Raw genomic sequence first — 22,993 nt, 5'->3', positions numbered from 1 at the left:
AGAGAAACAAGAACTCATCGAACCTGTTGTTTTCACAGGAATCTGAGTTTTAATGTGTGCTATCACACTTCTGGTAGCGTTATTTTTTGAGAAATCATGAACGAAGGTAACCCCCCCACTTCTGAGGGAAGTAAAAAATCTGAAGGTCCGAGTAGAAAGTCCTTCTTTGAACGCCTAGGCCAACTATTTCAAGGCGAAATGAAAGACCGCCAAGAGCTCGTAGATATTATCCGCGACTCAGAAATTAATGACCTAATTGACCACGACACTCGCGACATGCTCGAAGGTGTTATGGAGATTTCAGAGATGCGAGTACGCGATATCATGCTGCCTCGCTCTCAAATGGTTACAGTTGAACGCACCGATGACTTAGATACATTGACTGCGCTTATTACTGATGCTCAACACTCTCGCTACCCAGTGATCAGTGAAGATAAAGACCATGTTGAAGGCATTCTATTAGCGAAGGACCTACTTAAGTATCTAGGTTCAGACAGTGCCCCATTTGATATCGAACAAGTGATTCGCCCTGTAGTGGTCGTTCCGGAAAGTAAGCGAGTTGATCGCCTACTTAAGGAGTTCCAAGAAGAGCGTTACCATATGTCTATCGTAGTCGATGAGTTTGGCGGTGTTTCAGGCCTAGTCACCATTGAAGATATCCTCGAAGAAATCGTTGGTGAAATAGAAGACGAGTTTGACGATGAAGAAGAGCTAGATATTCGCAAGCTGAGTAAGCATACCTATTCGGTTAAAGCTTTAACTACCATTGAAGAGTTTAACGAAACGTTTAACACAACCTTCAGTGATGATGAAGTGGATACTGTGGGTGGTATGGTGATGACAGCCCTCGGTCACCTGCCTGTTCGTGGAGAAGTAGTAGAAATCGACAACTACCATTTCAAAATAACATCAGCGGATAATCGTCGCGTGATCCAGCTACAGGTAACCGTTCCTGATGAGCAACCTCTTCCGACTACCGAAGAATAACAACCTCTCTCTAAAGAGATGACAGAAATTAGATGACTAAGACCTTTATTCATCGCCTATTACGGCCGCTTGCGGCCGTTTTTGTTGGCGCTATAACAACCTTTTCGTTTGCACCATACTCGATATGGTCTCTTGCTATTCTCAGCCCAGCCTTATTGCTTTTGCTGATCCACAACCGATCACCTAAAAGTGCGCTTTGGATTGGTTATGCATGGGGTTTAGGCCAATTTACAACAGGTATCAGTTGGGTATATGTCAGCATTGATGGCTTTGGTGGAATGCCACTGGCAGCCAACCTGTTTTTAATGGCATTGCTTGTTGGCTACCTAGCTGTTTATTCGGGTCTATTTACTTGGAGTCTAAACAAGTTTTTTCCTGCCAATAGTCTCAGTCGGTATTTCCTCGCGGCGCCAGCATTGTGGTTAATCAGTGATTGGCTGCGTGGATGGGTAATGACTGGTTTCCCTTGGTTATGGTTAGGCTACAGCCAAATCGATTCTCCGTTAGGCTCATTCGCACCTATTGGCGGTGTAGAGCTGGTCACTCTAGCGATCATTACTTCAGCCTCCGCACTTGCCTATACGGTTATCAACAAGGCATGGAGTGTCAGCATCATCCCTGCCATCGTGTTTAGTGCAGGTTTCGGTATTCGAAACATCGATTGGGTGACACCGAACCCAGAAAAAACAACATCAGTCGTATTAATCCAAGGTAACGTCGCTCAAGACAGTAAATGGCTACCCAGTCATCGCTGGCCAACTATGATGAAATACACCGACCTGAGCAGAGAAAACTGGGGAGCTGATATCATCATCTGGCCTGAAGCGGCGATCCCTGCATTTGAGGTTGAGATCCCTTCTTTCTTACGCAACTTAGACAGCGCAGCCAAGATGAACAACAGCTCAATCATCACCGGTGTGCTAAATCAGTCTGAAGATAAGAAGTACTACAACAGTATTCTGTCACTAGGAGTAAACCCATACGGCGAATATAGCTACGATCCAAACGAACGCTACCATAAACATCACCTATTACCATTTGGTGAGTTCGTTCCGTTTGAAGATATCCTTCGTCCATTGGCACCATTATTCAACTTACCAATGTCATCGTTCAGCCGCGGCGATTTCGTCCAGCCAAACATAGTGGCAAATGGTCGTCACCTTGCACCTGCGCTGTGTTATGAAATAATCTTTAATGAACAAGTAAGGCGAAATGTTACCGATGAGACAGACTTTATCTTAACGCTCTCTAACGATGCGTGGTTTGGTCGTTCAATTGGGCCTCTGCAACATATGGAAATCGCTCAAATGCGTGCTCTAGAGCTCGGCAAGCCTCTTATTCGCTCTACCAACAATGGCGTAACGGCTGTGACAGATCACAAAGGTAAGATCATCAAACAGATACCTCAGTTTGAAACCGCAGTACTAAAAGCTGAACTCGTTTCAACAGATGGTCAAACCCCCTATCGCGTGTTTGGTACTTGGCCATTGTATATCTGGGTTCTATTGAGCTTGGTGGTCGGTTGGCTAGTGAGAAGACAAAAAGACTAAAGACAAGATGCAGGTTGATGTGAGTGCATCAACCTGCATCTTTATTATATAAGCAGTTTAGAAGAGGCAGCAGCTAAAGCTAAGGTTTCAATGCCTTTCGGCTAAATCCAGTCGAACCGCACTTAATACAAGGGATGATGGTTGTTGGGTGGTTATATTCCGTTTGATTCCCACACTCATCACATACGAGTGTACCTAAACCAATAACTTCACCAGCTTGGTATAGACCTTGGTGCTCCAGGTCTTGGAACAGTTCAACCCACTCCACTTTAGTTCGATCAGTGATATCTAACAGACCTTGCCAAATAGAGTCTGCAATCATCAAATAAAATGGACCGCTTTTACTCTCTTCGTAACTTTCAGAAAACTCTTTCAAGTCCGACTTAACATACGCTGAAATCAATGATAACTCGTCTTTGGTCATATCATTGGCTGCTTTAGCAAACTTACCTGACGTTTCAATTTTATTGTTGAACTCTTCGGGGCTATGCTTCAGCGTTTCAATTACCTCTTCGACGACTTCTTCATAGAGTGCTTTTTTCTTCGGCATAAACAACCTCCTTAAGATTACAAACCTTTATCTTAGGTAACTGGTATACAGCTAAGCAAGCAATCCCTCACAAACAAATGCAATTCATCCCCTTAAGCATAGCTGTCTTAAGTAATACGGTTGAATTTACGCAATCAACCATGGTGCAACTGCAAGTATGAAGGGTATAACTATTGTTGTACTAAGCTCCTTTAGGTATTCTATGACGATCTGTAAGATTCTGTTCTAACCGAACTCACAAATTCCAAGATAACCGGATACCATCGATGCAAGAACAATATAACCCGCAAGAGATTGAACAAAAGGTTCAACAACACTGGGATGACAGCGAGACTTTCGTTGTAAGTGAAGACCCAAACAAAGAAAAATTCTACTGTCTGTCTATGTTCCCGTACCCAAGTGGCCGACTGCACATGGGTCACGTGCGTAACTACACCATCGGTGATGTGGTATCTCGTTTCCAACGTCTACAAGGCAAAAATGTAATGCAGCCAATCGGTTGGGATGCATTCGGCCTACCTGCAGAAAACGCAGCTGTAAAAAACAACACAGCGCCTGCACCATGGACTTACGAAAACATTGAGTACATGAAAAACCAACTTAAGCTTTTAGGCTTTGGTTACGACTGGAACCGTGAATTCGCAACGTGTACGCCTGAGTACTACCGCTGGGAACAAGAGTTCTTCACTAAGCTTTACGAAAAAGGCCTAGTTTACAAGAAGACTTCTTCTGTTAACTGGTGTCCGAACGACCAAACGGTACTAGCAAACGAGCAAGTAGAAGATGGCTGCTGCTGGCGTTGTGATACCCCAGTAGAGCAAAAGAAAATCCCACAGTGGTTCATTAAGATCACTGAGTACGCACAAGAGCTACTCGACGATCTAGACAACCTTGAAGGTTGGCCTGAAATGGTTAAGACCATGCAGCGCAACTGGATCGGCCGCTCTGAAGGTGTTGAGCTATCTTTCGCTGTTAACGGTGAAGAAGCGCCACTGGAAGTTTACACAACGCGTCCAGACACACTAATGGGTGTTTCTTACGTGGGTATCGCTGCAGGTCACCCTCTTGCAGAGAAAGCATCGCAAAACAACCCAGAGCTTGCTGCATTCGTTGAAGAGTGTCGTAACACTAAAGTGGCTGAAGCTGAACTCGCAACAATGGAAAAGAAAGGTATGGATACTGGCTTAACGGCTATCCACCCTCTTAACGGTCGTGTTGTTCCTGTATACGTAGCAAACTTCGTTCTTATGGATTACGGCACAGGTGCGGTAATGGCGGTTCCTGCTCACGATCAACGTGACTACGAATTCGCAACGAAGTACGGCATCGACATCATCCCAGTAATCAAGCCTGAAGATGGTTCTGAGCTAGACGTGTCTGAAGCAGCTTACACAGAGAAAGGTATTCTGTTCGATTCTGGTGAGTTCGATGGTCTTGCTTTCCAAGATGCATTCGATGCAATCGCTGCGAAGCTTGAAGCTGAAGGCAAAGGTAAGAAGACAGTAAACTTCCGTCTACGTGACTGGGGGGTATCTCGTCAACGTTACTGGGGTGCGCCAATCCCAATGGTAACCACTGAAGACGGTGAAGTTCACCCAGTACCAGCAGACCAACTACCCGTTATTCTTCCAGAAGACGTGGTAATGGATGGCGTAACTAGTCCAATCAAGGCAGACAAGTCTTGGGCAGAAACAACCTTCAACGGCGAACCTGCGCTACGTGAAACTGATACATTCGATACGTTCATGGAGTCTTCTTGGTACTACGCTCGTTACTGTTCACCACAAGCTGACGATATCTTAGATCCAGAGAAAGCAAACTACTGGCTACCAGTGGACCAATACATTGGTGGTATTGAGCACGCGTGTATGCACCTGCTTTACTCTCGCTTCTTCCATAAATTGCTACGTGACGCAGGTTACGTAACGTCTGATGAACCGTTCAAGCAACTTCTATGTCAAGGTATGGTTCTAGCTGACGCGTTCTTCCACACGAATGAGAAAGGCACGAAAGAGTGGATTGCTCCTACTGATGTGACTATCGATCGTGACGGTAAAGGTCGCATCGAAAAAGCAGTCGACAACCAAGGCCGCGACGTTGAACACTCAGGCATGATCAAGATGTCTAAGTCGAAAAACAACGGTATCGACCCACAAGAGATGGTAGACAAGTACGGCGCTGACACAGTACGTCTATTCATGATGTTTGCTTCTCCTGCAGATATGACACTTGAGTGGCAAGAATCTGGCGTTGAAGGCGCAAACCGCTTCCTTAAACGTGTTTGGAAGCTAGTTCACGCTCACTCTTCTAAGGGTACTGCTGAATCTGTTGATGCTTCTGCTCTGTCTGGTGACCAAAAAGCACTTCGTCGTGACATCCACAAGACTATCGCGAAAGTAACGGACGATATCGGCCGTCGCCAAACGTTCAACACAGCAATCGCTGCGATCATGGAACTGATGAACAAGCTAGCGAAAGCACCTCAAGAGTCGGTACAAGATCGTGCAATCCTTGATGAAGCGCTAAAAGCTGTCGTTCGCATGCTTTACCCAATGACGCCACACATCTCTTACGAAATGTGGGTTGCTCTGGGTGAATCAAACGTAGACTCAGCAACATGGCCAACTTTCGATGAGAAAGCGCTAGTGGAAGACGAGAAAACTATCGTTGTCATGATCAACGGTAAGCTACGTGCGAAACTGACTGTTGCTGCTGACGCGACTGAAGACCAAGTTCGTGAACTTGGACTAAACGATGAGAACGCTAAGAAGTTCCTAGATGGCCTAACTATCCGTAAGGTTATCTTCGTACCTGGTAAGCTTCTAAACATCGTAGCTAACTAATATTGGCAAACTAACAGTTGCAGGCTAAAACTGGCTAACTAGTTTTAGCCTGCATATATAACTGTTGTAACGAACTTACTTCGTTTTTAGTAGTCTCTAGACAGGGTGACAAATTACCCTGTCTACTTATTTAAGCGCTTTAGACTTGAGCCTAATGACTCAAACGAACTAAAGCCTTTAAATAAGTATTCTACCTTCATGAGAGCCATCAAATAATGCGCCTGATTTCACTATCTTCCTTGAAAGTTACTATTGTTGTTTTAACCGTTAGCCTACTGAGTGCGTGTGGCTTCCACCTGCGTGGTGATTACTCCGTACCAGAAGAACTCAACAAGATCTCTGTGACCAGTTACGACCAATACAGTACATTTACACGTATGATGAAAAGTCAGTTACGCATGAATGATGTAGAAATTGTGCCACCTGCGCAGAACACTCCTAACCTGCACATTATTCGCGAGAGTGTTGGCGAGCGCACTCTGTCTCTTTACCAAAATACACGTGCGGCAGAAAAAGAACTCACATTCCGCGCTTCTTATCGCGTAACCATCCCTGAGATTGGTTCAAAAACGTTCTCAACGAGCGTAACCCGTAGCTACCTAGATAACCCGTTAACAGCATTAGCAAAATCGGTTGAGCGAGAAATGATTGAAGATGAGATGCGTAAGCTTGCAACCAGTCAGATCCTTCGCCAAATGGCTCGCCTAAAAGCGACTATTGCAGCAGGTAGTATGGACCTAGAAGCCTTAGGTAATGTCCAAGTGAAAGAGCTTGAGAAACAGTACAACATCAAGAACATCGAAATTGACGACGTTGAGATCGACGCCAGTGCAGCTCCTGATGCTGAGCCCAGCGTAACTGTCGAGCAATAGGTTTATTTAATGCGTATTTTTGCTGATCGTTTACCTGAGCAACTTGCTAAGCAGTTAAGCAACGTTTACCTCATTTTTGGTAACGAGCCTTTGTTGCTGCAAGAAAGCCGAGAAGCGATTCAAAAGACAGCCAAAGAGCAAGGCTTCGAAGAACGTCACCGTTTTGTGATTGATAATAGCCTCGACTGGAATCAAGTCTATGACTGCACTCAGGCATTGAGCCTGTTCTCTAGCCGTCAAATCATCGAGCTGGAACTGCCAGAATCAGGTGTGAATGCTGCAATAGCGAAAGAACTGTTCGCCATCTCTGAGCATATTCACAGCGATATTCTGTTAATTTTAATTGGAACTAAGCTAACCAAAGCTCAAGAGAATGCTAAGTGGTTTAAAGCGCTCTCTAATCAAGGCCACTGGGTCAGCTGTTTAACTCCTGATATCAGCCGATTGCCTCAATTTGTTCAGGCTCGTTGTCGTCAAATCGGTTTATCGCCAGATCCTGAAGCCATTCAAATGCTGGCTCAGTGGCACGAGGGGAACCTTTTTGCACTGACTCAGAGCCTAGAAAAACTGGCACTGCAATACCCGGATGGAAAGCTCACTTTAGTACGCTTAGAAGAATCGCTGAGTCGACACAACCACTTTACTCCTTTCCACTGGAGTGATGCATTGCTGGCGGGTAAAGGCAATCGCGCACAACGAATCTTAAGGCAACTCGAAGCGGAAGGTGTTGAGCCAGTCATTTTACTGCGCAGCGTACAACGTGAACTTTCTTTATTGTTGCAAATGCAGCAACAAATGAAACAGATGCCGATTGGTCAGATCTTCGAAAAACACCGCATCTGGCAATCTAAAAAGCCGCTTTATAACGCCGCGCTAACAAGAGTTTCGATTTCTCAATTACACTCCCTGTTCGCGCTGCTCACTCAAGCTGAATTGATGACAAAAACCCAATATGAGCAATCGCCTTGGCCACTAATTCATCAGTTAAGCGTAGAGTTTTGTATCCCTTCAGCTTCAATACCATCTCACGCATAAAAGCGTGTTATATTCTAAGGTCAATAGACCCTAAGCAAAGCTACATTCAGATTAAAGGAACACCCTGTGTTACGTGAAGAACTAAAAGATTTTCTTGCAGACAAAGCCGACGACATGAAAGCAGAATCGATAGTGACTATCGATGTAGAAGGCAAATCAAGTGTGACTGATTACATGATTGTTTGTACTGGTACCTCTAAACGCCATGTTGCCTCCATTGCACAGCACGTTGCAGATGAAGTGCGTAAAGCAGGTATGCAACCACTCGGTATTAATGGTCAGCAAGAAGGTGAATGGGTCGTTCTCGATATGGGTACAAGTATGCTACACGTTATGCAAGAAGAGCATCGTGAGCTGTACCAACTAGAAAAACTTTGGGGCTAAGCTTTGAAGATCCAGTTAATCGCAGTTGGTACAAAAATGCCAAAGTGGGTTGAAGAAGGGTTTCAAGAATACAAACGCCGCTTCCCTCACGATATGCCATTAGAACTCATTGAAATCACTGCGGGGAAACGCGGTAAAAATGCGGATATTGCACGTATTCTTCAAAAGGAAGGCGAAGCGATGTTGGCTGCGGTTCCAAAAGGCAACCGCATTGTCACGCTCGATATCCCAGGACGAAAGTGGGATACCCCTCAACTAGCTGAGCAATTAGAAAGTTGGAAGCTGGATGGACGTGACGTTTCAATCTTAATTGGCGGGCCTGAAGGGTTAGCCCCTGCATGTAAAGCAGCTGCCGACCAAAGCTGGTCTTTGTCAGCACTTACTCTGCCTCACCCATTAGTACGCGTTATCATGGCTGAAAGCTTGTATCGAGCTTGGAGCATTACCGCTAACCATCCGTATCATCGAGAATAAGTGTTAATGTTACGTAAACGTAGCCAAATCCGTGATTACAAAGCAGAAGCACGACTATTTACTAGTCGTGCTTTTGTTGCGTTTATAGGGATCATCGTGATGATGTCGATGTTGGTTGTTAACCTGTATAACATTCAGGTCAACCAGTATCAGGACTATAAGACTCGCTCCAACGACAACCGTATCAAGGTCGTTCCAATCGCCCCCAATCGCGGTTTGATTTACGATCGCAATGGCATCCTCCTTGCTGAAAACCGTCCTGTTTTCAACTTAGAAGTTACACCAGAAAAAATTAAAAATATGGATGATACTATCGTCCGTTTACAAACTTTAATCGATATTCCGCCAGAGCGTATCGAGCGCTTTAATCGTGATCGCCGAAATTCACGACGTTTTAAATCCGTTCCAATTTTAAACCAACTGACTCAAGAGCAAGTGGCGGTTTTTTCCGTAAATCAGCACAAGTTTCCGGGCGTTGAAGTGACGGGTACACTAAAGCGTTTTTATCCGTATGGTGATGTACTGACCCACGTTATTGGCTACGTATCTCGTATCAATGACCGAGACATACAACGACTAGAGCGCGAAGAGAAATACGCCAACTATCAAGCGACTCGTGACATTGGTAAACTAGGTATTGAAAGGTACTACGAAGATACGCTGCATGGGACAGCAGGTTACCAAGAAGTCGAAGTTAACAGCCGTGGTCGAGTCATTCGCACATTAAAATTTGTTCCTTCCATTCCAGGTAAAGATATTGTTCTCAACCTCGATATCAACCTACAACTTTATGTGCATAAAATACTTGATGGTCGTCGTGGTTCAGCTGTTGTTCTCGATCCGAAAGATAACGGTGTACTGGCTATGGTTTCCAGCCCAAGCTATGACCCAAACGCCTTTGTTCATGGTATATCTTCAAAAGGTTATAACGCCTTATTACAAAACAAAGATAGGCCTTTGGTTAACCGTGCAACGCTAGGTATTTATCCACCAGCTTCTACTATCAAACCGTTCATTGCCGTTGCAGCTCTTCAAGAAGGCGTAATAACTCCGAATACAACGCGTAATGACCCCGGTTATTGGAAGATACCAAACTCGAAAACAAAACCGTTCCGTGATTGGCGTCGCTGGGGACACGGTGAAGTTGATATTGTCCAAGCCATTGAAGAATCTGTTGATACGTTTTTCTACCAAATATCCTTTGATCTAGGCATAGATCGTTTATCTAAGTGGATGATGCTATTTGGCTTTGGGGACTACACTGGAATCGATATTTACGAAGAAAGTAAAGCCAACATGCCTACTCGTGAATGGAAGATGGCAAGGCACCGTGTGCCTTGGTATCAAGGTGATACCATTCCTGTTGGTATTGGCCAAGGCTACTGGACAGCCACACCTATGCAAATCGCCAAGGCCACCTCTGTATTAGTCAACGAAGGTAAAGTGACAGCACCTCACTTGTTGCGCTCGACGATTGAGAATGCCCAGCCGTTCGATGAACAAACAATATCAGAGATCGTAACTTACCCCCCTATTAACGGTGTTAAACAAAAGTACTGGGATATAGCGCAAGAAGGTATGAGGTTGGTAAACCACGGGCGTAAAGGTACGGCAAGACGCTCATTCCGAAATATGTCTTACCAAACCGCGGGTAAGTCAGGAACAGCACAGGTCTTTGGCTTGAAGGAGAATGAAGAATACAACGCTGACGAGATTGCCGAGCACTTACGCGATCACGCTCTATTTACTGGTTACGCTCCTTTTGAAAACCCCGAAGCAGTAGTCACCATTGTTTTAGAAAATGCAGGCGGCGGTTCATCAAATGGTGGGCCAGTAGTAAGACAAATTCTAGACCATATTATCCTTGCAGAAGATGACGACAGTAAGGCAACAAAATAATGAAACTTGATCCTTCAACAGGGAGAAACAGAGCCTTATTTGAAAGGCTACATATCGACCTAACACTATTACTCGGTATCCTAGCTTTAATGGGCTTCGCCTTACTGATAATGTACAGCGCGAGTGGTCAAAGCCTCGCAATGATGGATCGCCAGGCCATGCGCATGGCACTCTCCTTGGGGGTTATGATTTTCTTAGCGCAAATTTCGCCTCGCACCTACGAAACCTTAGCTCCACTGCTGTTCGCTGTTGGTGTCATTCTGCTATTGGGTGTGTTATTTTTTGGTGAAGCTTCTAAAGGTGCACAGCGTTGGCTAAACTTCGGCTTTGTTCGATTCCAGCCTTCTGAACTATTGAAACTTGCGGTACCTTTGATGCTGGCACGGTTTATCGGTAAGCGCTCACTTCCGCCCACCTTACAGACCTTGACACTCTCTTTAGTCATGGTTCTTGTACCGACTATTTTAATCGCTAAGCAACCCGATTTAGGAACATCGATACTCATCGCTGCGTCAGGTATCTTCGTAATATTCCTTTCAGGTATTAGTTGGAAGATCATCGCCAGTGCCGCAATTGCTCTTGGCGCGTTCATTCCAATTCTGTGGTTCTTCTTGATGCGCGAATATCAAAAAGTACGGGTAAGAACCCTTTTTGATCCTGAATCCGATCCATTAGGTGCGGGTTACCACATCATTCAGAGTAAGATTGCGATAGGTTCTGGTGGGATATCAGGAAAAGGTTGGCTGCAAGGCACGCAGTCTCAACTGGAGTTTATCCCAGAACGACACACCGACTTCATTTTTGCAGTAATTGCCGAAGAGTGGGGCATGATTGGTATTTTGTTTTTGCTTGCTATTTACCTGTTTATTATTGGACGCGGATTAATACTTGCGAGCCAAGCTCAAACGGCATTTGGCCGAATGATGGGCGGCAGTATTGTATTGAGCTTCTTCGTCTATATTTTTGTAAACATTGGCATGGTAAGTGGCATCCTTCCAGTTGTAGGTGTACCCCTTCCTCTGGTTAGTTATGGCGGTACTTCAATGGTTACCCTTATGGCTGGTTTTGGTATTTTAATGTCTATCCATACACATAGAAAAGCATTCTCAAAGGCGACCTAATCGATGACTATTACAACGTTTCCAAAAAAAGCACCCTTGGTTGATGAACTGCCAATCAAAAAAATAGTCTCTATCTTAGGGCTAGCGATTTTAATTAATGGTTGTTCTTCACAGCAGCCAACAGGCCGCTACGATATTGATTCAGACATTGCACCAGACGCACCTATCTCGGTAGAGCATTTAGAGGACGCTCACCCTCAGTATGAACCGTACAGCTTAGGTGGTAACACGGATTACACTCTGCGTGGCGAAAACTACAAAATAGTACAAAAGACCCAAGGGTTTACTGAGAAAGGCAAAGCCTCTTGGTACGGTAAGAAATTTCATGGTCATTTAACGTCTAATGGCGAGATCTACGACATGTATTCGATGTCTGCAGCGCACAAAACATTACCCATTCCAAGTTATGTAAAAGTGACGAATACCGACAATAACAAAACCACGATTGTTCGTATCAATGACCGTGGCCCATTTCATGAAGGCCGAATCATTGACCTTAGTTATGCGGCGGCTTACAAGCTCGATGTTTTGAGAACGGGCACGGCTAATGTGGAGATTGAAGTCATCACAGTCGCTATGCCGACCGATGCGAATAAAAAAGCCACTTTACCGCAATTTATCATTCAGGTTGCCACATCTCGGCACAAAGACAGAACTGAGAACTTAGCCAAAGATCTAGGTGGAAAGCTTGCAGTAGCAACCTTCTTACAGTCAAATGATGATAACTACCGTCTGATGCTTGGGCCATTTCATGACTATGCGCTGACTCAAGAGAAATTAAAACAGGTTAAGCTTATGGGTTACCCGTCAGCTTATATAAAAAAACACACACTAACTCGCTAATTAATCTAACAGTTACTTCTGGTAATCAGCGCTCTGGTGTGACAGAGTGATTCTGTTAAGATATGAATAGTTAACCAAATAATTGCATTCAAAATGATTAAATCTAATAAACTTGTTAAATCGATTTTTGCTACTTCTGTTGCGCTTTCAGCAACAATAGCTACATCATCATTCGCCGCTCCTATTGTTGTTCCTGACGCACCCCAAATCGCCGCTAAAGGTTTTGTTCTAATGGATTACCATTCGGGCAAAGTACTAGCCGAGAAAGAGATGAACACTCAGCTTTCTCCAGCAAGTTTAACCAAGATGATGACGAGCTACGTGATCGGCCAAGAGCTTGATCGTGGTAACATCAACCTAAACGACGACGTTGTAATCAGCGAAAATGCTTGGGCTAAAAACTTCCCAGACTCATCTAAAATGTTCGTTGAGGTTGGTACAACGGTTAAAGTTGAAGAACTGAACCGCGGAATCATCATTCAATCAGGTAACGATGCTTGTGTTGCTATGGCCGAACACATTGCCGGATCTGAAGACGCATTTGTAGACCTCATGAACGCATGGGCAAGCTCTATCGGCATGAAAGACACCCACTTCGCTAACGTGCACGGTTTAGATAACCCGAATCTATACTCAACGCCTTATGATATGGCTCTACTTGGTCAGGCGCTGATTCGCGACGTTCCTGATGAGTATCGTATCTACTCAGAGAAAAAGTTCACTTACAATGGCATAACCCAATACAACCGTAACGGTCTGTTATGGGACAAGAGCATGAACGTTGATGGCATTAAAACTGGCCACACGAACAACGCAGGTTACAGCCTAGTAAGCTCAGCAACAGAAGGAAAAATGCGCTTAGTTGCTGTTGTTATGGGCACTAAGAATACAAACGCTCGTAAGACCGAAAGCAAAAAACTACTTAGCTACGGTTTCCGTTTCTTCGAAACAGTTGCACCACATACAGCTGGTGAAACCTTCGTAGAAGAGAAAATCTGGATGGGTAGCCAAGATACCGTTGCTTTAGGCGTAGACGAAGATACTTTCGTTACTCTTCCTCGTGGTCAAGCGAAGAACCTAAAGGCAAGCTTCGTTCTTGAAAAAGAGCTAGAAGCGCCAATCAGTAAAGGCGATGTTGTAGGTAAGCTGTTCTATCAAGTAGACGGTGAAGACGTTGCTGAATACCCACTGCTTGCACTTGAAAATGTAGAGCAGGGCAGCCTATTTAGCCGTCTGTGGGACTACTTGGTACTGCTTTTCAAAGGTTTCTTCTAACGAGTTAAAGGTTTGCTCTAAACAATACCTAAACTTCTTACAAAGCTAACCTAATGAGTAAATTCATAATTTACTCATTAACGAAAAAAAGCCGCTATGTGCGGCTTTTGTTGATCTTGAGTTCGATGATATTTACACGTAATATTCCGCCTTATTACTCGTGTCTATTAACCGAACACGCTTTTTATCGACATATCGCCAATTTGCGAGAGTCTAGCCTTTTGGAGCTAATCATGAACATCAATTCTGATGCAAAACTAAAAGACCTCTTAGAGTTCCCTTGTTCATTCACTTACAAGGTAATGGGCCACGCTAAGCCAGAACTGACTGAGCTAGTGCTAGAAGTGATCCAGCGTCATGCTCCTGGTGACTACAGCCCAACGCTAAAACCGAGTGCGAAAGGTAACTACCACTCTGTTTCTATCAATATTACTGCGACGTCAATCGAACAAGTAGAAACACTATATAAAGAACTGGGCGAGATCGAAATCGTTCGGATGGTTCTGTAGTTTTCGATTACGCATGAATAACAGCGGCTTATTGCCGCTGTTTTTATTTAAAGCTTTCTATCAATACCGAATTCATTCAACTTAATTTTAAATAAATACAAAGAAAGTTGAAAAACCTTGCAGTCCGTCTGTAGTTAGAATCATGTTTCGCGTTTATAATGCGTTCACTTTGTTAATCCTTGAGGGAGTGCTGATTTGCAAAATAAGCTAATTGTAAAAAAATTAGGTCGTCAGGATTACGAACCTGTATGGAAAGCCATGCATAAATTCACAGACGAACGCACAGAAGAAGATGTAGACCAAGTTTGGTTAGTTGAACACAACCCTGTCTTCACTCAAGGACAAGCAGGTAAAGCTGAGCATGTATTAAATGCTGGTGATATCCCTGTGGTACAAAGCGATCGCGGTGGCCAAGTGACTTATCACGGCCCGGGTCAGTTAGTCGCTTACTTTTTGATTAATATCCGCCGCAAGAAATTCGGAGTACGTGATTTGGTGACTCATATCGAGAACCTCGTAATCAATACTATGAAAGCTTACAATATAGATTCAGCTGCCCGACCTGACGCTCCTGGTGTTTATGTCGATGGCAAGAAGATCTGTTCACTCGGATTACGTATTCGACGCGGCTGCTCCTTCCACGGGCTAGCACTCAACGTTAATATGGATCTGTCTCCTTTCCTACGCATTAACCCATGTGGTTACCAAGGTATGGAAATGGCACAAGTAAGCCAACTCGGTGGACCAAGTGAACTAGAAAACGTTGAGCAACAGTTAATACAAGAGCTTGTAGAATTACTCGATTATGACCAAGTAGACATTCAAGCCATCAGTAACATTACAGCAGAAGCATAAAATCATGAGCAAACCAATCCAAATGGAAAAAGGCGTTAAATATCGTGACGCTGACAAAATGGCATTAATTCCCGTAAAGAATATGCCTGCTGAACAGAAAGAAGTTCTACGCAAGCCTGACTGGATGAAGATTAAACTGCCTTCAGACAGCCATCGTATCCAAGAAATCAAATCTGCAATGCGCAAAAACAACCTACATTCAGTTTGTGAAGAAGCGTCTTGTCCTAACCTAGCCGAGTGCTTTAACCACGGTACGGCAACGTTTATGATTCTTGGCGCTATCTGTACTCGCCGCTGCCCGTTCTGTGATGTTGCCCATGGTCGCCCGGTTGCTCCTGAAGCAGAAGAGCCGAAGAAACTGGCTAAGACGATTAAAGACATGAAACTGAAGTACGTAGTAATCACTTCAGTTGACCGCGATGATCTACGTGATGGTGGCGCTCAGCACTTTGCTGACTGTAACCGTGAAATTCGCGAGCAAAACCCAAATATTCGTATCGAAACACTGGTTCCAGACTTCCGTGGCCGTATGGACGTTGCACTTGATCTAATGAAAGACAACCCGCCAGATGTTTTCAACCACAACCTAGAGACAGCGCCACGCCTATACCGTAAAGCGCGTCCAGGTGCGAACTACAAGTGGTCTCTTGATCTACTGAAGAAATTCAAAGAGCAGCACCCTGATATTCCAACAAAGTCAGGTGTGATGATGGGTCTTGGTGAGACAAAAGAAGAGATCGTTCAAGTACTGAAAGACCTTCGTGAGCATGGTGTAACGATGCTGACACTAGGCCAATACCTAGCGCCAAGCCGTCACCACTTACCAGTAGAACGTTACGTGCCGCCTTCTGAGTTCGATGAACTAAAAGAGATTGCTCTTGAACTAGGCTTCACTCACGCCGCTTGTGGCCCATTTGTACGTTCTTCTTACCATGCAGACTTGCAAGCTCAAGGTATGGAAATTAAGTAATCACATTGCTTAATCCAAAATTGAAAAGGCGCTGAACTGTATGTTCAGCGCCTTTTTTCTATAGAGTAAAACAAGCTTGTTCGATATAAAACAACAAGGCTACTCAATAAGAGTGGCCTTGATCTGCAGGTCTAATACTCTAGGCAGTAAATGATTACTAACCGAAAGAAGCCCAAATAACCGTTGCCACTAAGATTGGGCATACGAACTTCACATACATTGGCCACACTTTACCAAACCAGCCAAGTTGAAAATCAGGACAGCCTTGCTCAAGCTCTTTCACTTTTGAAGATCGGCTCCACACCCAGCCGCCAAACAGGCAGAACATCAGTGCTGCAATCGGTTGAAGATATTGAGTCGCTATCATCGCAACCATGCCAAACATCGCAGCAAAATTGTAGACAATCACCACACTGAACAGTGCAATAGCACCACCAATAACCCAACTCGTTGCTGTTCGTCTGGTATTGAAACGCTCGCTCACTAGCGCTACAGGCCCTTCTAGCATCGAAATTGAAGAAGTAAGGGCAGCTATCGTTAGCAACAAGAAGAAGACAATTGCGAAGATCTGACCAAGTACACCTAAGCTATCAAACATCAAAGGCAAAACTGTAAACACTAAAGTATCAGAACTTAACAACGAGCCATCTTCCGCATAGATTTGAACGCCTTTTTGCATCGCAACAAACATCGCTGGCATCACGACCAAACCCGCAATAAAAGCAACCGCGGTATCAACCAAAGTAACGTTCATTGCCATTTTTGGCAGATTTTCTTTCTTGCTTAAGTAAGAACCATAAACCAACATTGAGCATCCACCAATGGTTAGTGAGAAGAACCCCTGCCCCATCGCTGCTAGAATCAGTTTTCTATCCCACACCTTTTCAAAGTCTGGTACTAAATAGTGCTTTAGGCCTTCCATCGCACCAGCTTGCGTCATGATGTAAACAAACAATAAACCAAACAACACAAACAGTGCTGGCATCAAACGCGTCGACCACTTCTCGATGCCTTGCTTAACACCACCCTGTACAATCAGAATAGTCAGTATATAGAACGCCACGGTACCAAATACATTGCGCTCAACACTGAAGCCTTTAAACCAATCCGCAATAGCCTCTAGGCCAATCAGATCAGCAACAGCACCAATCAGGAAACAGATCAACCAGCCGCCAACAATGCTATAGAAAGCTAATACTGCACTTGGGACACTTAAGCCAATCCAACCAACAAATTCACCGACTTTTTTGCCTAAAGGTTTTTTAGTCAAAGAACGCATGCTATCTACTGGATTGGCTTGGCCGTGACGCCCAATCGCCATCTCAACCACCAGCATTGGGAAAGCAACCACGAAGATCATGAACAAATAGACTAAGAGAAAAGCGCCACCACCGTTACTGGCAACTTGGGTTGGGAATCCCCAAATATTTCCCAAACCAACAGCGGCACCAGCCGCTGCTAAAATAAAACCCAAGCGAGAGCTAAAATGCTCTCTATAAGAGGAAGATTGTTGCTCCATATTTCTCACATTAAAATCAGCGAACTAGTTTGAAAGTACAATAATAAAAAGTAATGTTAGTCACAACCAATAAATGAAGAATTCGCTAACTTTTTTAACTCATTCACTATTTAGAACCACTAAACCAGCATAAATCCAGTTTTATTAATCACAATGCATCGATAAAACCAGATAGCCACCTACAATAAAGCCCACCAATACTAAAATAACCTTATCGACTCAATCCAATAGAAACAAAAAAAGCACCAACCGGTGCTCTTTTTATTCCTATCCACTTCAGGTTAGATCGTAAATACCTGATAACCTTTTAGGTTCGGAATGATTTCATGCAGCTCTTGCTCTTGTTCTACCATCTCATCTAGAGAATCACAAAACTCAGCCGTTTCTTCTTCTACTTGTTGAGCATGCTCTTTCATTCTCTCTTCTACTTTAAGCTTTAATTCAGCCATACTATCAGCCAACTCGGTAAGATTTAATCCACCCTCTTGCTTCATTTTCTCTGACATCGCATTAAAAGCGCTAGAGATAAACTCTTGGTTAAAGATTTTCTTAGCCTTATCGAAATCTTCAGACCAACCATTGGCCATCGAGTCGAAACTATTAGCTGGCAGCACTAACTCACCGTCTTTATAGTAACGAGCTTCTAGTTCAGTGAAGTACTCTTTCATTGACTCTTTTACATTATCAAAAGACTCAGGAGAATCGAGGCTAGCAGCAATATCATCAATAACGTCATTGGCTAGCGCTAGGCTATCGTTAGCCATTTGTTTCGCTCGTGGTAAATACTCATTCATGTTGTCACGGTATTTCTCTATCGCTGCTTGTTGATCAGCATCGAGTTCAACCTTTTCACCATGGATATAGAGATCATTATTGTTATCAAAGACAGCAGTATCACCATTCACTTGGTGGATTTCGACTTTTTGATCATCGATTCGTAATTCATTCTTCAAATCAACATGACACTGAGCAGCAAACGTTGGCAAGCTCACAACAGCTATTGCAGCTGTTAGTGATGCAATTAATACATTGTTTTTCATAACATCCTCTCATCAATCTTACAAAGAACTATACCCGTGATTTATAATTCTTTGTCAGAGAAACGTTTTATATCGAGCGTCATTCAATCGATAGACACGACTTCATAACAAAACAGTTTGTCAGCGACCTTAAACTCTATCTCATCACCAACTTCTTTGCCCATCAGAGCCTTACCAAAAGGTGCATTCACCGTCACGATAGCGATCTCATGATGATTCCACGTAACAGAAAGTCCTCCGACTCTCGGTCCAATGAAAAAGTGTTTATATTCATCATTTTCATCAATGACCACAACATAGCTGCTTACTGCAATCTTTTCACTGTCACGTAATACTAGATTCCGGTAGCACTGGATATCATCTTCGCATTCTTGCACTCGCAACGCTTGTCCATGAGCAAGATACGAGGCTTCTAATGCCAATGTATCATACTTATGCTCTGGCACAGTTTCTTCATCGGTCGCAGCGTCAATGGCTCGCTGAGTAGCAGATTGTGCGATACGTAATCGGGATTCGAGTTGCTCTAAGATTATTTGTCGAAGCTCGGACTTATTCATACTTTTGGGGTGCTTTTCTATAGGAGCTACAGAATAGAATTAGGTACAATCAGGTGCAAGACATTTGATTCATCAAGCGACGCTATCACCGATAAGCGCCGCTTTAGCATCAGTACGACACTTAATAACTCAGGTAGAGCATAAATGATTGAGCAGAAGCTAAAACAAGTATTCGGATTCGACTCACTGCGTAATGGACAAAAGCAAGTCATTGATAATGTTCTATCTGGTCACTCGACTGCCGCGATATTCCCGACAGGCTCTGGTAAATCTCTGTGCTATCAATTACCAGCATTAGAGTTACCGCACTTAACCTTGGTAATATCGCCGCTGTTAGCCTTGATGAAAGACCAACTCGCTTTCCTGCACAGTAAAGGTATTAGCGCAGCTGCAATCGAATCCAGCCAAGACAGACAAACCACACAACAGGTTATGCAGTCGGTACGTAACGGTGACACCAAGATACTGATGATCTCCGTTGAGCGCTTGAAGAACGAACGCTTTCGCCAGTTTATCTCCCAAGTGCCAATCTCACTGCTTGTGGTCGATGAAGCGCACTGTATTTCAGAATGGGGACACAACTTCAGACCCGATTACCTGAAGCTTCCTCAATACCAAAAGCAGCTCAATATTCCTCAGGTTCTACTACTGACAGCCACCGCAACCACCTCGGTTATTCAAGACATGAAGTCAAAGTTTGAAATTGATGAGGAGCGCGTGGTAGTGACGGGGTTCTATCGTCAAAACCTCGACCTGTCGATTCAACCTTGCGAACAAACCAGCAAGCTAGAAACCTTGTGCAATGTCGTTAACCAAGCTTCTCTCGCTCCGACTATTGTTTATGTCACCCTTCAACAAACAGCAGAGATGGTGGCTCAGCAACTTCGTAACGCTGGCGTTAATGCCGTGGCTTACCATGCGGGTCTTAAGCCTGAAAACCGAGATGCAATTCAACATCAATTCATGAATGATGAAGTGAGCTGTATCGTGGCAACCATTGCTTTTGGTATGGGCGTGGATAAGTCCAACATTCGCCGAGTGATTCACTTTGACTTACCAAAGTCGATAGAAAATTACTCGCAAGAGATCGGCAGAGCTGGCCGAGACGGGCAAGCGTCTGAATGTATTCTACTCGCTAACAAACATGGTTTAAGCACACTCGAGAACTTCGTTTTTGGTGATACGCCAGACAACATATCTATCCAAGCGGTATTAAAAGAGATCTACGAAAATCAAAACATTGGCGCTTCTGGCTCGAATCAATGGGAGATCATGCTTAACCAGCTATCACGTGAGTCCAACATTCGTCAGTTACCGCTAAAAACACTACTGGTGTATCTTGAAATTGAAGGCGTGATTGAGCCGAAGTACAGCTACTTTGCTGATTACAAATTTAAGTTCATTCGTCCGAAACAGCAGATCACAGAGCAATTTCAAAGTGAACGTCGTCAATTTGTCGAAGCGATCTTCCAATGTTCACCTCAAGCTAGAGTGTGGTGCCAAGTCGACTTCGATGCGCTTTGGACTCACTTCCAAGCAGATCGCCAGCGTGTGATTGCGGCTATCGACTACTTCAATGAACAAGGTTGGATTGAACTAGAAAGCAAGCAGATCACCGATGTCTACGCAATCCACAATACTTCTGAAGATATGATGCAACTGTCAGAGCGCCTTACTGAGTTGTTTAAAGCAAAAGAGCACAGCGAGATAAACCGCCTTAACCAAATGCTGAATTTCTTTGAGGCAGATACTTGCTTAAGCTCACGCCTTGCCAGTTACTTTGCCGATGACAAAGTCCCTACCAAATGTGGACACTGTTCAGTATGTCGAGATCAAGTCGCAATGTTACCCACTGTTGATGTTGAACCAATTGATGATGAGACGGTGATAAAATGGATTCATGAGTTTGTATCGAAGAGCCAACAATTGATTACCGACGAAGCCATTACTCGTTTTCTATGCGGAATCGCCACTCCGCTTTCAACCAAACTTAAAGCGAGCAAGATGATCGGTTACGGCAAGCTCGAACAACAACCATTCAGTGATACCTTAGCGCGAGTTAAACAGCTTCCTAGGTAACCCAAGTTTTTACTTATAGAAGAAACCGATTAGGCTGTAAAGTCTAGTCGGTATCAAACAACAACACTTCTAAAACTAAACTCTCAACTCCTTTCCCTAAAAGAAACTCAGCTGACGCATCTGGTCTTTCGGTTGTAACACCACACTCAAGCCAAGTAAGCGTATTTCTCTTCCTTGTTGCCTTTTCAGTATTTCACTTAGCAGTTCTTTGAAGTGTTCTCGATCAAGTGAAACATGTATGTGCTCAATCGTGGTTTGCTGAAAATCGGCGAATTTGAGCTTAATACCTTGCTTGATGATCGCTTTACTTGGGCTAGCCTTTTCTAAGCGAGTTTCGAGTTCAGGAAACAGCTTGTCTTCAATCACATGCCAACATTCTGCGTAGGTCGATATATTTTGAGTAAAGGTTCGCTCCACACCTACCGACTTTCTTTCACGCTCAGTAATCACTTCTCGGTCATCAATACCATGGCTGCGCTTCCAAAGTGATGCACCTTGACGGCCAAACTTGAGCAGTAAGTCGCGATAGTCAGATTCTTTGATATCTTTACAAGTAAAGAAGCCAGCTTGATGTAACTTTTCAATGCTCACCTTACCGACACCGGGAATGCTTTCGAGTGGTAACTGGTCGATCACCGCTTGCACGTCTTGCGGAGGGATAACAAACTGACCATTTGGCTTATTCATATCTGAAGCGACTTTCGCTAGGAACTTTATCGGAGCAATACCAGCAGAAGCCGTGAGGTTGAGTTCATTCCATATATCACGCCGAATCGATTCTGCGATCAGTGTTGCCGAACCATGACACTTTGTCGACTCTGTAACGTCAAGAAATGCTTCATCTAGAGAGAGAGGTTCAATCATCGAAGTGTATCGAGAAAAAATTTCTCGAATTTTTTTGGATATCTCGACATAAACCGACATCCTTCCAGGGACAACCAACAAGTTAGGGCAAAGCTGTAGCGCTTTCCCTGTGGGCATAGCAGAACGAACTCCAAACTTGCGAGCCTCATAGTTACACGTACTTAAAACGCCACGCTGCTTTTCATGACCACCTACTGCCAGTGGTCGATTTCGATAAACAGGGTTATCACGCATTTCTACAGCCGCGTAAAAACAATCCATATCAACATGGATTATCTTTCTTATTTTATCTTCGACCACACTAGACATCTAAGAATAGCTCAACCTTACAACTGTATCTATAAACAGTATAGTAAATTATTATCAGGTTTAAAACGACTGAAATCCCACCAAGAAAAAAGGTTCATCACAACAAAAAAAGCTCAAGACAGTCGTCTTGAGCTTTTCATTAAAAATTCTCTGGAGGCGAGATAACTCTACACCCTAATAACTATCATCAGTTAAGCGATACGATCTTTATTCCAAGACGCTTCTTTCTGTTGACGCTCTGCTAGTTTCTCTTCACGGTATGCTTCCCGTGCTTCACGCTTCTTACGTGCATCACAAGGTTCAGGGCAGTTACATACTTTATCAATACCAACAGCCCCCAAACCACCACAGCTACCTTTTACAACTTTCTTTTGGATAATATAACCAATTGACATCGCTGCGATTACTGCAAGAAAAACACCAAATGTAATCAGAAATGTATTCATAATTCTCTCGCT

The 22,993-nt window shown here is 43.9% G+C and carries 21 protein-coding genes; 15 read left to right on the top strand and 6 right to left on the bottom strand.

Translation table 11 applies throughout. From position 1 onward, the window contains the following. The first annotated feature begins 96 nt into the window (after positions 1-96). On the top strand, positions 97-987 hold the full coding sequence (gene corC, locus WR49_RS15220) for a CNNM family magnesium/cobalt transport protein CorC (RefSeq protein WP_017056793.1): 891 nt from the start codon (positions 97-99) through the stop codon (positions 985-987). 32 nt (positions 988-1,019) lie between these two features. Next, positions 1,020-2,537 (top strand): apolipoprotein N-acyltransferase, encoded by a 1,518-nt coding sequence (lnt, locus tag WR49_RS15215; RefSeq protein ID WP_046224574.1) that lies wholly within the window; start codon positions 1,020-1,022, stop codon positions 2,535-2,537. Between the two features lie 79 nt (positions 2,538-2,616). Here lnt and WR49_RS15210 read toward each other — a convergent pair whose 3' ends face one another. Then, on the bottom strand, positions 2,617-3,087 hold the full coding sequence (locus WR49_RS15210) for a zinc ribbon-containing protein (protein WP_017056791.1): 471 nt from the start codon (positions 3,085-3,087) through the stop codon (positions 2,617-2,619). 266 nt (positions 3,088-3,353) lie between these two features. Between WR49_RS15210 and leuS the strand changes: the two genes are divergently transcribed. The 12 genes from leuS to lipA all read left to right on the top strand — a co-directional run bounded on the left by leuS (position 3,354) and on the right by lipA (position 16,167). Then, positions 3,354-5,930, top strand: a complete 2,577-nt coding sequence (gene leuS / locus WR49_RS15205) for a leucine--tRNA ligase (protein ID WP_046224573.1) — start codon at positions 3,354-3,356, stop codon at positions 5,928-5,930. Between the two features lie 215 nt (positions 5,931-6,145). Then, positions 6,146-6,802 carry an LPS-assembly lipoprotein LptE gene (locus WR49_RS15200; RefSeq protein ID WP_046224572.1) on the top strand — a complete coding sequence of 219 codons (657 nt, stop codon included), beginning with the start codon at positions 6,146-6,148 and terminating at the stop codon, positions 6,800-6,802. A gap of 9 nt (positions 6,803-6,811) precedes the next feature. Then, positions 6,812-7,837: a DNA polymerase III subunit delta gene (holA, locus tag WR49_RS15195; protein ID WP_046224571.1), complete on the top strand. Its 1,026-nt coding sequence runs from the start codon at positions 6,812-6,814 to the stop codon at positions 7,835-7,837. 66 nt (positions 7,838-7,903) lie between these two features. Next, a complete protein-coding gene (gene rsfS / locus WR49_RS15190) occupies positions 7,904-8,221 on the top strand; it encodes a ribosome silencing factor (protein WP_017056787.1) in 318 nt (105 codons plus the stop codon). A 3-nt stretch (positions 8,222-8,224) separates the two neighbouring features. Beyond that, a complete protein-coding gene (gene rlmH / locus WR49_RS15185; RefSeq protein WP_017068506.1) occupies positions 8,225-8,695 on the top strand; it encodes a 23S rRNA (pseudouridine(1915)-N(3))-methyltransferase RlmH in 471 nt (156 codons plus the stop codon). A gap of 6 nt (positions 8,696-8,701) precedes the next feature. Next, positions 8,702-10,594, top strand: a complete 1,893-nt coding sequence (mrdA, locus tag WR49_RS15180; protein WP_029627041.1) for a penicillin-binding protein 2 — start codon at positions 8,702-8,704, stop codon at positions 10,592-10,594. Further along, positions 10,594-11,715 carry a rod shape-determining protein RodA gene (gene rodA / locus WR49_RS15175; protein WP_017056784.1) on the top strand — a complete coding sequence of 374 codons (1,122 nt, stop codon included), beginning with the start codon at positions 10,594-10,596 and terminating at the stop codon, positions 11,713-11,715. The genes mrdA and rodA overlap by 1 nt, the downstream gene beginning before the upstream one ends. A gap of 3 nt (positions 11,716-11,718) precedes the next feature. Beyond that, positions 11,719-12,558, top strand: a complete 840-nt coding sequence (locus tag WR49_RS15170) for a septal ring lytic transglycosylase RlpA family protein (RefSeq protein ID WP_046224570.1) — start codon at positions 11,719-11,721, stop codon at positions 12,556-12,558. Between the two features lie 93 nt (positions 12,559-12,651). Next, positions 12,652-13,833 (top strand): serine hydrolase, encoded by a 1,182-nt coding sequence (locus tag WR49_RS15165; protein WP_017056782.1) that lies wholly within the window; start codon positions 12,652-12,654, stop codon positions 13,831-13,833. A gap of 230 nt (positions 13,834-14,063) precedes the next feature. Beyond that, complete coding sequence (gene ybeD / locus WR49_RS15160; RefSeq protein WP_026084358.1) at positions 14,064-14,342, top strand: DUF493 family protein YbeD; 279 nt, start codon at positions 14,064-14,066, stop codon at positions 14,340-14,342. Positions 14,343-14,537: 195 nt separating this feature from the next. Then, on the top strand, positions 14,538-15,197 hold the full coding sequence (lipB, locus tag WR49_RS15155) for a lipoyl(octanoyl) transferase LipB (RefSeq protein ID WP_046224569.1): 660 nt from the start codon (positions 14,538-14,540) through the stop codon (positions 15,195-15,197). A gap of 4 nt (positions 15,198-15,201) precedes the next feature. Next, on the top strand, positions 15,202-16,167 hold the full coding sequence (gene lipA, locus WR49_RS15150) for a lipoyl synthase (RefSeq protein WP_046224568.1): 966 nt from the start codon (positions 15,202-15,204) through the stop codon (positions 16,165-16,167). 157 nt (positions 16,168-16,324) lie between these two features. On the opposite strand, the gene WR49_RS15145 is transcribed toward lipA, so the two are convergent. The 3 genes from WR49_RS15145 to WR49_RS15135 form a co-directional block, all read right to left on the bottom strand. After that, on the bottom strand, positions 16,325-17,686 hold the full coding sequence (locus WR49_RS15145; RefSeq protein WP_046224567.1) for a sodium-dependent transporter: 1,362 nt from the start codon (positions 17,684-17,686) through the stop codon (positions 16,325-16,327). Between the two features lie 281 nt (positions 17,687-17,967). Continuing rightward, complete coding sequence (locus tag WR49_RS15140) at positions 17,968-18,726, bottom strand: YggN family protein (RefSeq protein ID WP_017056778.1); 759 nt, start codon at positions 18,724-18,726, stop codon at positions 17,968-17,970. Between the two features lie 83 nt (positions 18,727-18,809). Continuing rightward, complete coding sequence (locus tag WR49_RS15135) at positions 18,810-19,283, bottom strand: GreA/GreB family elongation factor (protein WP_017056777.1); 474 nt, start codon at positions 19,281-19,283, stop codon at positions 18,810-18,812. Between the two features lie 144 nt (positions 19,284-19,427). Here WR49_RS15135 and WR49_RS15130 point away from each other — a divergent pair, with 144 nt between their 5' ends. Further along, a complete protein-coding gene (locus WR49_RS15130; RefSeq protein ID WP_017056776.1) occupies positions 19,428-21,362 on the top strand; it encodes a RecQ family ATP-dependent DNA helicase in 1,935 nt (644 codons plus the stop codon). A 96-nt stretch (positions 21,363-21,458) separates the two neighbouring features. On the opposite strand, the gene dinB is transcribed toward WR49_RS15130, so the two are convergent. Both dinB and nqrM read right to left on the bottom strand, forming a co-directional pair. Further along, complete coding sequence (gene dinB / locus WR49_RS15125; RefSeq protein WP_046224566.1) at positions 21,459-22,535, bottom strand: DNA polymerase IV; 1,077 nt, start codon at positions 22,533-22,535, stop codon at positions 21,459-21,461. A 191-nt stretch (positions 22,536-22,726) separates the two neighbouring features. After that, the gene (gene nqrM, locus WR49_RS15120; RefSeq protein ID WP_004735214.1) at positions 22,727-22,981 is read right to left on the bottom strand and encodes a (Na+)-NQR maturation NqrM; all 255 of its coding nucleotides are present in this window, start codon (positions 22,979-22,981) and stop codon (positions 22,727-22,729) included. Between the last annotated feature and the right edge of the window lie 12 nt (positions 22,982-22,993).

Source organism: Vibrio sp. ECSMB14106, from assembly GCF_000972265.1.
Classification (GTDB): domain Bacteria; phylum Pseudomonadota; class Gammaproteobacteria; order Enterobacterales; family Vibrionaceae; genus Vibrio; species Vibrio kanaloae.
Note: the sequence above shows the minus strand (reverse complement) of the source record. Positions and strands in the feature narration are given on the sequence as shown.

Excerpts from the sequence above, each read along its gene's own strand:
- corC (WP_017056793.1), top strand. The coding sequence starts at position 97 with ATGAACGAAGGTAACCCCCCCACTTCTGAGGGAAGTAAAAAATCTGAA.
- lnt (WP_046224574.1), top strand. The coding sequence starts at position 1,020 with ATGACTAAGACCTTTATTCATCGCCTATTACGGCCGCTTGCGGCCGTT.
- WR49_RS15210 (WP_017056791.1), bottom strand. The coding sequence starts at position 3,087 with ATGCCGAAGAAAAAAGCACTCTATGAAGAAGTCGTCGAAGAGGTAATT.
- leuS (WP_046224573.1), top strand. The coding sequence starts at position 3,354 with ATGCAAGAACAATATAACCCGCAAGAGATTGAACAAAAGGTTCAACAA.
- WR49_RS15200 (WP_046224572.1), top strand. The coding sequence starts at position 6,146 with ATGCGCCTGATTTCACTATCTTCCTTGAAAGTTACTATTGTTGTTTTA.
- holA (WP_046224571.1), top strand. The coding sequence starts at position 6,812 with ATGCGTATTTTTGCTGATCGTTTACCTGAGCAACTTGCTAAGCAGTTA.
- mrdA (WP_029627041.1), top strand. The coding sequence starts at position 8,702 with ATGTTACGTAAACGTAGCCAAATCCGTGATTACAAAGCAGAAGCACGA.
- rodA (WP_017056784.1), top strand. The coding sequence starts at position 10,594 with ATGAAACTTGATCCTTCAACAGGGAGAAACAGAGCCTTATTTGAAAGG.
- WR49_RS15170 (WP_046224570.1), top strand. The coding sequence starts at position 11,719 with ATGACTATTACAACGTTTCCAAAAAAAGCACCCTTGGTTGATGAACTG.
- WR49_RS15165 (WP_017056782.1), top strand. The coding sequence starts at position 12,652 with ATGATTAAATCTAATAAACTTGTTAAATCGATTTTTGCTACTTCTGTT.
- lipA (WP_046224568.1), top strand. The coding sequence starts at position 15,202 with ATGAGCAAACCAATCCAAATGGAAAAAGGCGTTAAATATCGTGACGCT.
- WR49_RS15145 (WP_046224567.1), bottom strand. The coding sequence starts at position 17,686 with ATGGAGCAACAATCTTCCTCTTATAGAGAGCATTTTAGCTCTCGCTTG.
- WR49_RS15140 (WP_017056778.1), bottom strand. The coding sequence starts at position 18,726 with ATGAAAAACAATGTATTAATTGCATCACTAACAGCTGCAATAGCTGTT.
- WR49_RS15135 (WP_017056777.1), bottom strand. The coding sequence starts at position 19,283 with ATGAATAAGTCCGAGCTTCGACAAATAATCTTAGAGCAACTCGAATCC.
- WR49_RS15130 (WP_017056776.1), top strand. The coding sequence starts at position 19,428 with ATGATTGAGCAGAAGCTAAAACAAGTATTCGGATTCGACTCACTGCGT.
- dinB (WP_046224566.1), bottom strand. The coding sequence starts at position 22,535 with ATGTCTAGTGTGGTCGAAGATAAAATAAGAAAGATAATCCATGTTGAT.
- nqrM (WP_004735214.1), bottom strand. The coding sequence starts at position 22,981 with ATGAATACATTTCTGATTACATTTGGTGTTTTTCTTGCAGTAATCGCA.